The sequence below is a fragment of the Agromyces litoreus genome (assembly GCF_040496015.1).
In the GTDB taxonomy this organism is placed as follows: Bacteria; Actinomycetota; Actinomycetes; order Actinomycetales; family Microbacteriaceae; genus Agromyces; species Agromyces litoreus.
This window is the reverse complement of record NZ_JBEPKA010000021.1, coordinates 45,171-57,946: the sequence shown is the minus strand read 5'-3', so window position 1 is coordinate 57,946 and position 12,776 is coordinate 45,171. Positions and strand designations below refer to the sequence as shown.

The 12,776-nt window shown below is 70.7% G+C and carries 10 protein-coding genes; 3 read left to right on the top strand and 7 right to left on the bottom strand.

Features of this window, described 5'->3' with window-relative positions:
* The coding region (locus ABME01_RS14395) for a PASTA domain-containing protein (protein WP_353829114.1) at positions 1–424 on the top strand (424 nt) is incomplete at its 5' end.
* A gap of 145 nt (positions 425–569) precedes the next feature.
* Here ABME01_RS14395 and ABME01_RS14390 read toward each other — a convergent pair.
* The 3 genes from ABME01_RS14390 to ABME01_RS14380 form a co-directional block, all read right to left on the bottom strand.
* Positions 570–1,940 carry a class II 3-deoxy-7-phosphoheptulonate synthase gene (locus ABME01_RS14390; RefSeq protein WP_436407442.1) on the bottom strand — a complete coding sequence of 457 codons (1,371 nt, stop codon included), beginning with the start codon at positions 1,938–1,940 and terminating at the stop codon, positions 570–572.
* Between the two features lie 100 nt (positions 1,941–2,040).
* Positions 2,041–2,736: a lysophospholipid acyltransferase family protein gene (locus tag ABME01_RS14385; protein WP_353829113.1), complete on the bottom strand. Its 696-nt coding sequence runs from the start codon at positions 2,734–2,736 to the stop codon at positions 2,041–2,043.
* A gap of 49 nt (positions 2,737–2,785) precedes the next feature.
* Entirely contained in the window at positions 2,786–3,733 is a 948-nt protein-coding gene (locus ABME01_RS14380) for an ROK family glucokinase (protein WP_353829112.1), read from the bottom strand.
* Between the two features lie 140 nt (positions 3,734–3,873).
* Here ABME01_RS14380 and ABME01_RS14375 point away from each other — a divergent pair, with 140 nt between their 5' ends.
* The gene (locus ABME01_RS14375) at positions 3,874–5,709 is read left to right on the top strand and encodes an AMP-dependent synthetase/ligase (protein ID WP_353829111.1); all 1,836 of its coding nucleotides are present in this window, start codon (positions 3,874–3,876) and stop codon (positions 5,707–5,709) included.
* A 93-nt stretch (positions 5,710–5,802) separates the two neighbouring features.
* Here the strand turns inward: ABME01_RS14375 and def are convergent, their stop codons facing one another.
* The 3 genes from def to ABME01_RS14360 are packed head-to-tail and all read right to left on the bottom strand — an operon-like array spanning position 5,803 to position 11,109.
* Positions 5,803–6,294, bottom strand: a complete 492-nt coding sequence (gene def, locus ABME01_RS14370) for a peptide deformylase (RefSeq protein ID WP_353829110.1) — start codon at positions 6,292–6,294, stop codon at positions 5,803–5,805.
* A 13-nt stretch (positions 6,295–6,307) separates the two neighbouring features.
* Positions 6,308–7,666 (bottom strand): MinD/ParA family ATP-binding protein, encoded by a 1,359-nt coding sequence (locus tag ABME01_RS14365; RefSeq protein WP_353829109.1) that lies wholly within the window; start codon positions 7,664–7,666, stop codon positions 6,308–6,310.
* Between the two features lie 38 nt (positions 7,667–7,704).
* Positions 7,705–11,109 (bottom strand): pyruvate carboxylase, encoded by a 3,405-nt coding sequence (locus ABME01_RS14360; protein WP_353829108.1) that lies wholly within the window; start codon positions 11,107–11,109, stop codon positions 7,705–7,707.
* A 78-nt stretch (positions 11,110–11,187) separates the two neighbouring features.
* Between ABME01_RS14360 and ABME01_RS14355 the strand changes: the two genes are divergently transcribed.
* Positions 11,188–12,030 (top strand): ParA family protein, encoded by an 843-nt coding sequence (locus tag ABME01_RS14355; RefSeq protein WP_353829107.1) that lies wholly within the window; start codon positions 11,188–11,190, stop codon positions 12,028–12,030.
* Between the two features lie 128 nt (positions 12,031–12,158).
* Here ABME01_RS14355 and ABME01_RS14350 read toward each other — a convergent pair whose 3' ends face one another.
* Positions 12,159–12,713: a MerR family transcriptional regulator gene (locus tag ABME01_RS14350; protein WP_353829106.1), complete on the bottom strand. Its 555-nt coding sequence runs from the start codon at positions 12,711–12,713 to the stop codon at positions 12,159–12,161.
* Positions 12,714–12,776: the final 63 nt, after the last annotated feature.

Here is a 12,776-nt window from a genome sequence, read left to right as displayed (position 1 = left end):
GCTCGGCAAGGTCACGCTGCTCGTCTCGGTCGGCCCCGTCCCGCCGGTCGAGGGTCTCGCCGTCGGGGAGGCCCAGTCACGACTCGAGGCCGCCGGACTCGTGGTGGAGTTCGCCGAGGCGCAGTTCTCGAACGACGTGCCGGCCGACGTCGTGATCACCGCGGACTGGCTCAGCGACCCGATGAAGCCCGGCGACACCGTCCGGCTCACGGTCTCGAAGGGCCCCGACCTTGTCGAGGTGCCGGACGTGATCACCGGGCAGACCGTGGCGGCGGCGAGAAAGCAGCTCGAGGAGGCCGGATTCGCGGTGACCTCGAACGTCCCGCCGTTCCTCGAGGGCGCCGTCGTCGCATCCGTCCAGGACCCGGCCGCGGGCGAGCGGGTGCAGCGCGGCACCGAGATCACCGTCAACTTCTCCCCGTAGCCCGCCGCTCGAGCGGGCGCGCCGGAGGCGCGGCGGGAGCGTTGTGGGGATGCGTCGACGGCGGATCCGGCGTGACGGCCCTGACGTCGTGTTCACGGGTGGTGCGGGGCGGGCGCCGTCCGCGCGGCCGCCCCCCACCACCCGATCAGCGGGCCGCGAGCTCCTCGGCCACCAGGAAGGCCAGCTCGAGCGACTGCATGTGGTTGAGTCGAGGGTCGCACAGCGACTCGTACCGCGTCGCGAGGGTGTCCTCGTCGATGTGCTCCGATCCGCCGAGGCACTCGGTGACGTCGTCGCCGGTGAGTTCGACGTGGATGCCGCCGGGGTGGGTGCCGGCCTCGCGGTGCGCCTCGAAGAAGCCCTTGACCTCGTCGACGACGTCGTCGAAGCGGCGCGTCTTGTATCCCGTCGGCGTCGTGATGCCGTTGCCGTGCATGGGGTCGGTCACCCACAGCGGGTTCGCGTCGCTGCGCGTGATCGCCTCGAGCAGGGGCGGCAGGGCGTCGCGGATCCTGCCTGCGCCCATGCGCGTGATGAAGGTCAGGCGGCCCGGCTCGCGGTTCGGATCGAGCTTCTCGACCAGCTCGAGCATGACCTCGGGGGTCGTCGTCGGGCCGAGCTTGACGCCGATCGGGTTCCGCACGCGCGACAGGAAGTCGACGTGCGCGCCGTCGAGCTCGCGCGTGCGCTCGCCGATCCAGATGAAGTGCGCCGAGGTGTTGTACGGCGTTCCGGTGCGCGAGTCGATGCGCGTCATCGGGCGCTCGTAGTCCATGAGCAGGCCCTCGTGGCCGGTGTAGAACTCGGTCCGCTTCAGCTCCTCGAAGTCGGCGCCGCACGCGTCCATGAACTTCACCGCGCGATCGATCTCGCGGGCGAGCTTCTCGTATCGCACGTTCGCCGGGTTCTTCGCGAAGCCCTGGTTCCAGGCGTGCACCTGACGCAGGTCGGCGAACCCGCCCTGCGTGAACGCGCGGATGAGGTTCAGCGTCGAGGCCGCCATGTGGTAGCCCTGCAGCAGGCGCGACGGATCGGCCTGACGGGACTCGGGCGTGAAGTCGTACCCGTTGACGATGTCGCCGCGGTACGCCGGCAGCGTCACCTCGCCGCGCGTCTCGGTGTCCTTCGACCGGGGCTTGGCGAACTGTCCCGCCATCCGCCCCATCTTCACGACGGGCATCGACGCGCCGTACGTGAGCACGACGGCCATCTGGAGCACCGTCTTCACGCGGTTCCGGATCTGGTCGGCGGTCGCTCCCGCGAAGGTCTCGGCGCAGTCGCCGCCCTGGAGCAGGAACGCCTCGCCGCGGGATGCCGCCGCGAGGCGGTCCCGGAGCATGTCGACCTCACCGGCGAACACCAGCGGCGGGAGGGTGGCGAGCTCGGCGGATGCCGCGTGCGCCGCCTCGGCGTCGGGCCAGGACGGCTGCTGCTTGATCGGCAGGGTCCGCCAATAGTCGAGGCCGGCAATCACGGAGGGATCTGCATTCACGACCGGCTCGACGAGCTGTACCACTGGACTGTCCTGAGGGGTTCGGGCGCACACGGCGCGGAAACGAAGCGGGCGCCGCACGTCGCGACGCCGTCGGTCCAGCCTACCGTGACGCGGCGCCGCGTTACCCGCCTGCGGCCGGCGTCGCGCGCTGCTCGCGCACGGTGCTCGCGTAGACGTCGACGTACTCCTGGTCACTCAGCGCGCGGAGGTCGTACACCAGTTCGTCGGTCACCGAGCGGAGGACGAAGCGGTCGCCCTCCATCCCCTCGAACCGCGAGAAGTCGAGTGCCTCGCCGAACACGATTCCCACGCGCCGCACCTTGGGCAGCCGCGTGCCGATCGGCATGATCTCGGCGGTCCCGATCATCGCCACCGGCACCACGGGTACGCCCGCCTCGAGGACCATGCGGGCGACGCCCGTGCGGCCGCGGTAGAGCCGCCCGTCGGGGCTGCGCGTGCCCTCGGGGTAGATGCCGAGGATGCGCCCCTCGCCCAGGACCCGCAGGCCGGTGTTCAGCGACGCCTCGGAGGCCTTGCCGCCGGAGCGGTCGATCGGGAGCTGCCCCGCGGCCTGGAAGAACATGCGCGTGGCCCAACCCTTGAGGCCCCGGCCCGTGAAGTACTCGCTCTTGGCGAGGAACACCACCGGCCGATCGACCACGATCGGCAGGAAGATCGAGTCGATGAACGAGAGGTGGTTCGAGGCCAGGATGACCGGCCCCTCCTTCGGGACGTGCTGGAGGCCGACCACCCACGGACGGAAGATCGAGAGGAGCAACGGCCCCACCACGATGTGCTTCATGATCCAGTAGAACACCCGGGTCCTCCGTCTCGTCCAGCCGCGCCCAGCCTAACGCGGGGCCGCGTCAGGCGTGCTCCTCGGCCCAGACCCGCGCGAGGTCGGCGGCGCCGACGACGCCGGCGTCGTTGACGAGCTCGGCGATCACGAAGTCGGGCTCCGGGTGGTAACCGCGGGCCGGGAGATGCTCGAGATAGGCCTCGCGGATGGGCGCGAGCAGGAGCTCGCCGGCCACGGCCACGCCGCCGCCGAACACGAAGCGCTGCGGGTCGAGCACCGCCGACAGGCTCGCCGACGCCTCGCCGAGCCAGCGGCCGAGCTGGCGGAGGGCCGCCACGGCGCCCGGATCCTCGGCTTCGATCAGGCCGCCGACGATGGTGCCGTCGAGTGCGCCGTGTTGCGCACGCGCACGCGCCAGGCTCTGGCCTATCCCGCCCGCATCGGCGATCTCGTTGGCCATTCGCATGAGCGCCCGGCCCGATCCGTACTGCTCGAGGCACCCGTGCTGCCCGCAACCGCACGCGATTCCGCCCGGCACGAGCCGCAGGTGGCCGAGCTCGGCGCCGGCGCCGAAGCCGCCGCGGAAGAGCCGGTCACCGGCCACGATCGCGCCGCCGACGCCCGTGCCGATGGTGAGCATCACCATGTCGCTCACCATGCGGCCGGCGCCGAAGCGGAACTCCGCCCATCCGGCCGCGTTCGCGTCGTTCTCGATCACGACGTTGCCGCCGACGCGCGCCTCGAGCCGCTCGCGGAAGGGCTCGTTGCGCCAGTCGATGTTCGGCGCGTAGTAGACGGTCGACTGCGCAGCGTCCACGAAGCCGGCGGCGGCCACGCCCACGGCGTCGATGCGACGTCCGTCGCCGAGGCCCTGGATCATCTCGACCACGGCGTCCTCGAGCGCACCGGTATCCGCGGGGGTCGGGACGCGGGCCGCGCTGACGATGGTCCCGAGTTCGTCCACGACGGCGCCAGCGATCTTGGTGCCGCCGATGTCGATGCCGATCGCGTGCACGTCGAAGCCTTTCGCCGGGAAGCAGTGGTGGATACCGCCGGAGTCGTCCCGGCCGCACCGACTAGAGTGTAGTCAACCCGAAAGCCTCGACCGCCCGGGCCCGAACCCCGAGCGTCACTCCCGGTGCCGAAGGAGCTACCGTGACCGAATTCACCACCGCGCCCCTGGTCCCTGCCGACCCGGACGCCAACACCACCGACCTGCTCGTCGAGCGCGTGAAGGCGACGCCCGACTCGGTGCTGTTCTCCCTGCCGACCGCCGATGGCGGATGGAGCCCGGTCACCACCCGGGAGTTCCACGACCAGGTCGTGCGACTGGCCAAGGGGCTCGTCGCCGCCGGCATCCAGCCCGGCGACAAGATCGGCCTGATGAGCAAGACCCGATACGAGTGGACGCTGATCGACTTCGCCGCCTGGTTCGCGGGCGCCGTCCTCGTCCCCGTCTACGAGACGAGCTCGCCGGCGCAGGTGCGCTGGAACCTCGGCGACTCGGGCGCGATCGCGATGATCCTCGAGACCGCCGACCACTTCGCCCGCTTCGACGAGGTGCACCCCGACCTGCCGGCGATCCGGAGCGTCTGGCAGATCGACCTCGGCGACCTCGACAAGCTCATGGCCTCCGGCGGCGACGTCTCGGACGACGAGATCGAGCGCCGGCGCAACCTGGCCGTCGGCTCCGACATCGCCACGCTGATCTACACGTCCGGGTCCACCGGCAAGCCGAAGGGCTGCGTGCTCACGCACTCCAATTTCGTCGAGCTCTGCCGCAACGCCGCGGTCGCGCTCGACGAGGTCGTGCTCGACCCGAACGGGGCGTCCACGCTGCTGTTCATCACGACGGCGCACGTGTTCGCCCGGTTCATCTCCGTGCTGTGCGTGCACGCCGGCGTTCGCGTCGGCCACCAGCCCGACACGAAGCAGCTCCTCCCGGCGCTCGGCACGTTCAAGCCGACCTTCCTGCTCGCCGTCCCGCGCGTGTTCGAGAAGGTCTACAACGTCTCCGAGCAGAAGGCCGAGGCCGGTGGCAAGGGCCGCATCTTCCACGCGGCGGCCGAGACCGCCGTCGCGTACTCGAAGGCGCTCGAGTCCGGCCAGCGGATCCCGCTCGGGCTGCGCCTGAAGTTCGCGGTGCTCGACCGGCTCGTCCTGTCGAAGCTCCGCGCAGCGATGGGCGGCAACGTGAAGTACGCGGTGTCCGGTTCGGCACCGCTGGGCCCGCGTCTCGGCCACTTCTACCACGCGCTCGGCATCACGATCCTCGAGGGCTACGGCCTCACCGAGACCACTGCACCGGCCACGGTCAACCTCGCGCACAAGTCCAAGATCGGCACGGTGGGCCCGGCGCTCCCGGGCGTCTCCGTGCGACTGGCCGAGGACGGCGAGATCCAGGTCAAGGGCGTCGACGTCTTCAAGGAGTACTGGAAGAACCCCGAGGCCACGGCCGACGCCTTCGACGGCGAGTGGTTCAAGACCGGCGACATCGGCCAGTTCGACTCCGACGGCTTCCTCACGATCACGGGTCGCAAGAAGGAGATCATCGTCACGGCCGGCGGCAAGAACGTCGCACCGGCCGCGCTCGAGGACCCGATCCGCGCCAACCCGCTCGTGGGCCAGGTCGTCGTGGTCGGCGACCAGAAGCCGTTCATCTCGGCGCTCGTGACGCTCGACCCCGAGATGCTCCCCGTCTGGCTGAACAACCACCACGAGGATGCCGCCATGAGCCTCGAAGAGGCGTGCGCCAACCCCAACGTGCTCGCCGAGGTGCAGCGCGCCATCGATGCCGCCAACGAGAACGTCTCTCGCGCCGAGTCGATCCGGAAGTTCGTCATCCTGCCGACGGAGTTCACCGAGGCGAGCGGACACCTGACGCCGAAGATGAGCATCAAGCGCAACGTCATCCTGGACGACTTCTCGGACGAGATCGACGCGCTGTACTCGGCTGCACCGGCCACCGAAGGACACTCGGTCATCAGCTGATCGAGCCACGACGAGAACGGCCCCGCGGGAGTTCCCGCGGGGCCGTTCCCCGTCATCGCGTCGCCGACCGCGCGGGGAGTCGTGCGCGCCGGCTCAGAACCAGTCGGACTCGCGCACCGCTCGCATCGCGGCACGGCGCTCGTCCTTCTCCAGCCGGTCGAGGTACAGCATGCCGTCGAGGTGGTCGGTCTCGTGCTGGAGCGCCTGGGCCATGAGCCCCTCGCCCGCCAGCTCGATCTCGTTCCCGTCCAGGTCGATGCCGCGGACCCTCGCGAAGGGATGCCGCGGTGTCTTGTGCCACAGGCCCGGGACGGACAGGCATCCCTCGTCGATGAGCTCCGGCTCACCGGTGACCTCGACGAGAACGGGATTGATGATGTACCCGACATCGCCGTCGACGTTGTAGCTGAACACGCGGAGGTTGACGCCGATCTGTGGGGCGGCGACCCCGGCCCGGCCGGGGACGCGGACGCTGTCGACGAGATCGGCGACGAGCGAGCGGACGCGGTCGTCGACGTGGTCGACGGGGTTCGAGATGGTCTTCAGGACGGGATCGCCGAACAGGCGAATGGGACGTTCCGGCAATGGGGCTCCGTGTTCAGTGCCCGCGCTCGACAGGCAGGCCTTCCACCACGAGGGCGGCGAGCTCGCGGGCCGAGTGCTGGGTCACCGGTCGCAGGTCGCTCCAGTGCACCACCGATCCCGCCGCCAGCTGAGGATCATACGGGATCCGCACGATCTCGCGCACACGGGACTGGAAGTGCGCCTCGATCTCGTCGACCTTGACGAGATGGGTGCCCTGGGTCGCGAGGTTGATCGCGACGACGGCGTTGCGCACGAGCTCGGCGTAGCCGTTCGCCTCGAGCCAGGTCAGGGTCTCGCTCGCGAGGCGAGCCTCGTCGACGCTGCCACCGGAGACGACGACGATCGAGTCCGCGCGCTGGAGCGTGGCTCGCATCACCGAGTGGACGATCCCGGTGCCGCAGTCGGTGAGCACGAGCGAGTAGTAGCGGGCGGCCAGACCCGCGACGACGTTGTAGTCGTCGTCGTCGAAGGCCTCCGAGAGCGTGGGGTCGGTGTCAGAGGCGAGGATGTCGAGCCGCGTCTCGTCGCGCGAGACGAACCGTGAGAAGTCGGTGTACCCGCCGATCGAGGACGCCTTGGCGACCACGTCCCGGACGGTCTCCCGCGTCTGGCGGTCGACCCGTTCGGCGAGCGTGCCGCGGTCGGGGTTCGCGTCGATGGCGATGACCCGGTCATCGCGCGCATCGGCGAGGGCCATGCCGAGCAGGGTGGTCACCGTGGTCTTCCCGACGCCCCCCTTGCGCGTGAGCACGGGGACGAATCGTGCGCCGCCCTCGAAGCGCCGGCGGATCCGGTCGCTCATCGCCTTGTGGGCACGGACCTTGGCGGAGTCGCCGAGGTTCACCAGGTGGAACGTCGCCTCGTAGAGGAAGCGGTTCATGCCGCCCTGCGGTGCGGGGCGGATGGTGCGATTGAGGTCGATGAGCCGGTCCGGCGTGAGGGACTCCGGCGTCTCCGGCACCTCGGCCGGGAGCATCTCACCGCTGCTCTCCTCCACGATCGCCACGTGGGCCCCGGTGTCGGTGGTGATCCGCTCGCGGCGCAGTCTCGCGTTGTCGGCCGCCAGCAGAGCGCCGTACGGCGACGGGTCGCGGCGCGACGCCGACCGGTAGCCTGCGCCCGCGAGCGCCGGGACCACGTCGACCGACGACGTGCCCGCCGTCATCGCGGACAGGTCACCCGGGTCGACCGCGACGTCGTCGATCGCCACGGCGACCTCGTCGTCCGGCATCGCCCGCGGGGCGGCCGGCGGCAAGTCGACGTGCACGTCGACCGAATCGGCCGCGTGCGCACCGCCCGACCGGGACCGACCCGTGCCGGTCTCGTCGGGGCCGGGCCCCGTGTCCTCCGGATGTACGTCGCGTTCTGCCACCGATTTCCCCTCCCCATCAGTGCGGAACTCTGCCGAGTCTAACCCGGACGTACGACGACGAGCAGATCACCCGCCTCCACCTGCTGGGTCTTCGGGATCGCGACGCGCTCGACGATGCCGGCGACGGGAGAGGTGATCGCGGCCTCCATCTTCATCGCCTCGATCGACGCGACGGCCTGTCCGACCTCGATCGCGGCGCCTTCCTCGACCTGGAGCGTGACCACGCCGGAGAACGGCGCCGCGACGTGGCCCGGCTGCGAGGCGTCGGCCTTCTCCGCCGCGCGCGTCTCGACCGTGATGCTCCGATCCCGCACGAACACGGGGCGCAGCTGTCCGTTGAGGACGGTCATGACGGTGCGCATCCCCTTCTCGTCGGCCTCGCCGATCGCCTCGAGGCCCGCGTACAGGCGAACGCCCTTGTCGATCTCGACGACGTGCTCGGCGCCCGGTCGGAGACCGTAGAGGTAGTCCGCCGTGTCGACCACCGAGAGGTCGCCGAACAGCTCGCGGATCTGCTCGAACTGGCGCGTCGGCGCGGGGAACAGCAGCGAGTTCAGGAGGGCCTGCCGCTCGACGCCGGCCTCGGCGAGCCCGCGCCGCTGCGCGTGCGTGAGCTCTGCGACGCCCACGCGGACGTCGCGTCCGGCGAGCACCTTCGAACGGAACGGCTCGGGCCATCCGCCGGGAAGGTCGCCGAGCTCCCCCGCCATGAACCCGATCACCGAGTCCGGCACGTCGTACTTCTCGGGGTTCGCCGCGAAGTCCGCGGGGTCGGCCCGGACGGCGGCGAGGTGCAGCGCGAGGTCGCCCACGACCTTCGAGGACGGGGTGACCTTGGGCACCCGGCCGAGGATCTCGTTCGCCGCGGCGTACATGTCCTCGATGAGCTCGAAGTCGTCGGCGAGGCCGAGGGCGATCGCCTGCTGTCGCAGGTTCGAGAGCTGTCCGCCGGGGATCTCGTGGTGGTAGACCCGGCCCGTGGGTCCCGGAAGACCCGACTCGAATGGGCGGTAGATGCGCCGCACGGCCTCCCAGTACGGCTCGAGGTCCGAGACGGCGTCGAGCGCGAGGCCGGTGTCGCGCTCGGTGTGCGACAGCGCAGCCACGAGGGCGGACGCCGACGGCTGGCTGGTCGTCCCCGCCATCGGTGCGCTCGCGACGTCGACCGCGTCGACGCCGGCACGGCTCGCGGCCAACAGCGTCGCAAGCTGGCCGCCCGCGGTGTCGTGCGTGTGCAGGTGCACCGGGAGGTCGAAACGCTCGCGGAACGCGGCGACGAGCTTCTCGGCAGCCGCCGGACGGAGCAGGCCGGCCATGTCCTTGATCGCGAGGATGTGGGCACCCGCCGACACGATCTCGTCGGCCAGGCGCAGGTAGTACTCCAGCGTGTAGAGGTCCTCGGCGGGGTCGAGGAGGTCGCCGGTGTAGCAGACCGCGACCTCCGCGACCGCGGTGCCCGTGGCCAGCACTGCGTCGATCGCGGGACGCATCTGCGAGATGTCGTTCAGCGCATCGAAGATCCGGAAGATGTCGACGCCCGTGGCCGCGGCCTCCTCGACGAAGGCGTCCGTCACCTCGGTCGGATACGGCGTGTAACCGACCGTGTTGCGCCCGCGCAGGAGCATCTGGATGTTGATGTTCGGAAGCGACTCGCGAAGGGCGGCGAGCCGCTCCCACGGGTCCTCGCCGAGGAAACGCAGCGCGACGTCGTAGGTCGCGCCGCCCCATGCCTCGACCGAGAGCAGCTGCGGCGTCATCCGCGCGACGTACGGCGCGACCGCGACGAGGTCCTTGGTGCGCACGCGCGTGGCCAGGAGCGACTGGTGCGCGTCGCGGAACGTGGTCTCCGTGACCGCCAGCGGCGTCTGCGCGCGCAGGGCTGCGGCGAACCCGCTCGGCCCGAGCTCGAGCAGCCGCTGCCGTGAGCCCGCCGGGGCGGGCTCGGACAGGTCGATGTCGGGCAGTTTCTCGGCGGGGCTCACGGTCGTCGGCGCGGCGCCGTTGGGCTGGTTGACCGTGACGTCGGCCAGCCAGTTGAGGATCTTGGTCCCGCGGTCCTTGGAGACGCGGCCCCGCACGAGCTGCGGGCGTTCGTCGATGAAGGACGTGCTGAGGTCGCCGGCCATGAAGTGCGGGTCATCCATCACGGCCTGCAGGAACGGGATGTTCGTGGACACGCCGCGGATCCGGAACTCCGCGAGCGCCCGCTTCGCGCGGGTGACGGCCTGCTCGTAGTCACGGCCGCGGCAGATGAGCTTCGCGAGCATCGAGTCGAAGTGCGGGCTGATCTGCGCACCGGGGTTCACGGTGCCGCCGTCGAGGCGGATGCCGGCGCCTCCGGGCGACCGGTAGGTCGTGATCTTGCCCGTGTCCGGCCGGAAGCCGGCGGTCGGGTCCTCGGTCGTGATGCGGCACTGCAGGGCGGCCCCACGCAGGTGGATGGCGTCCTGGACGAGGCCGAGGTCGTCGAGGGTCTCCCCCGCCGCGATCCGGATCTGCGCGACCACGAGGTCGACGTCGGTGACCTCCTCGGTCACGGTGTGCTCGACCTGGATGCGGGGGTTCATCTCGATGAACACGTGCTCGCCGGCACGCTCGCCCGCCGTGTCGAGCAGGAACTCCACGGTGCCCGCGTTGACGTAGCCGATCGAGCGGGCGAAGGCGACGGCGTCGCGGTGCAGGGCGGTGCGGACCTCGTCCGAGAGGTTCGGCGCCGGCGCGATCTCGACGACCTTCTGGTGTCGCCGCTGCACGGAGCAGTCGCGCTCGAACAGGTGGACCGTCTCACCGGTGCCGTCGGCGAGCACCTGCACCTCGATGTGGCGCGGACGCAGGACGGCCTGCTCGAGGAACATGGTCGGGTCGCCGAAGGCGCTGTCGGCCTCGCGCATCGCCTCTTCGAGCGCACGGCGGAGGTCCTCGGGCCGGTCGACGCGGCGCATGCCGCGACCGCCGCCGCCCGCCACGGCCTTGGCGAAGATCGGGAAGCCGATCTCGTCGGCCTGGGCCAGGAGCGCCTCGACATCCGTCGAGGGTTCGGTCGACTTCAGCACCGGCACGCCCGCGGCGATCGCCTGCTGCTTCGCGGTGACCTTGTTGCCCGCCATCTCCAGCACCCGGGTGGGCGGCCCGATGAAGGTGATGCCGGCATCGGCGGCCGCCTGGGCCAGCTCCGGGTTCTCGGACAGGAACCCGTACCCCGGGTAGATGGCGTCCGCGCCCGACTCCTGGGCGACGCGGATGATCTCCGAGACGTCGAGGTAGGCGCGCACCGGGTGGCCGGGCTCGCCGATCTGGTACGCCTCGTCGGCCTTCAGCCGGTGCAGCGAGTTGCGGTCCTCGTACGGGAAGACGGCGACGGTCTTCGCACCGAGCTCGACGGCGGCGCGGAACGCGCGGATGGCGATCTCACCGCGGTTGGCGACCAGGATCTTCGTGAACATGCAGGCCTTTCCGAGGGGGGACGAGCGCACAGCGAACGTTTAGGTATCGCGTTCCGAGTAACGGTAACGTATTCGCTCGTGCACGTTCTCTCGGTCAGTTCCCTGAAGGGCGGGGTCGGCAAGACCACCGTCACCCTCGGGCTGGCGTCCGCGGCCTTCGCGCGCGGCGTGCGCACGCTCGTGGTCGATCTCGACCCGCAGTCCGACGTGTCGACGGGCATGGACATCCAGGTCTCCGGTCACCTCAACGTGGCCGACGTGCTCGCGTCGCCGAAGGAGAAGATCGTCCGCTCGGCGATCGCGCCGAGCGGATGGGCCCGGACGAATCCCCAGTCCACGATCGACGTCATGATCGGCAGTCCGTCTGCGATCAACTACGACGGTCCCCACCCCTCGATCCGCGACATCTGGAAGCTCGAGGAGGCGCTCGCGAACGTCGAGTCCGACTACGAGCTGGTCCTCATCGACTGCGCGCCGTCGCTCAACGCCCTGACCCGCACGGCCTGGGCCGCCAGCGACCGCGTCGCCGTGGTGACGGAGCCGGGCCTGTTCTCGGTCGCGGCCGCCGACCGCGCGCTGCGTGCGATCGAGGAGATCCGGCGCGGTCTCTCGCCGCGGCTGCAACCGCTCGGCATCATCGTCAACCGCGCGCGGGTCCAATCGCTCGAGCACCAGTTCCGCATCAAGGAACTGCGCGACATGTTCGGCCCCCTCGTGCTCAGCCCGCAGCTGCCGGAGCGCACGTCGCTCCAGCAGGCCCAGGGTGCGGCCAAGCCGCTGCACATGTGGCCGGGCGAGAGCGCCGAGGAGATGTCCGCGCACTTCGACCAGCTGCTCGAGCGCGTGCTGCGTGCGGCCAGGATCGCCGATCCCGCACCGGGCGCCGTCCCGCACATGGAGCTCGACGCCCCGCAGCGCTGACCCCGGCGGGGACGTCACGCGACGTCACACTCGGCTCGGGGTGGAGGCGCGCGGTCATGCATGCGCGCGGCGACCGCGCCTCGGACCCCGTCCGGATCGCACCGCCGGACGCCGTGCGGGCAGCGAGGTCAGGAGATCTTGCGCGACGTGCGATTCCGGCGCGCGGCGAGCTCGTCGACCGGCTCGGCGGGCTGCGTGTCGAGCTCGACCAAGGTCGACTCCACCTCACGGAGGACCTTGCCGACGGCGATCCCGAAGACGCCCTGCCCGCGGTTCACGAGGTCGATGACCTCATCGTCTGACGTGCACAGGTAGACGCTCGCGCCGTCGCTCATCAGCGTCGTCTGCGCGAGGTCCTCGATGCCCGCCTCGCGCAGCTGCGTGACCGCGACCCGGATCTGCTGGAGGGAGATCCCCGTGTCGAGCAGTCGCTTGACCAGCTTCAGCACGAGGATGTCGCGGAAGCCGTAGAGCCGCTGCGATCCCGAACCTGCGGCGCCCCGGACGGTCGGCTCCACCAGCTGGGTCCGTGCCCAGTAGTCGAGCTGCCGATAGCTGATGCCCGCGGCCCGGGCGGCCACTGCTCCGCGGTAGCCCACGCCGTCATCGTGCTCGGGGAGGCCGTCGGTGAAGAGGAGTCCGAGGTCGTAGCGTGGACGTTCGCTCCGATCCAGCCCGGTCATCCGTTCGCCCCTCTACTCTCGTGAACGCCCCGTGGGGCGGAGTCCACGCTACCCACGGCGGGC

Bases quoted from the DNA above. Each gene is read 5' to 3' on its own strand.
- ABME01_RS14350 (WP_353829106.1), bottom strand. From the start codon at position 12,713: ATGACCGGGCTGGATCGGAGCGAACGTCCACGCTACGACCTCGGACTC.
- ABME01_RS14360 (WP_353829108.1), bottom strand. From the start codon at position 11,109: ATGTTCACGAAGATCCTGGTCGCCAACCGCGGTGAGATCGCCATCCGC.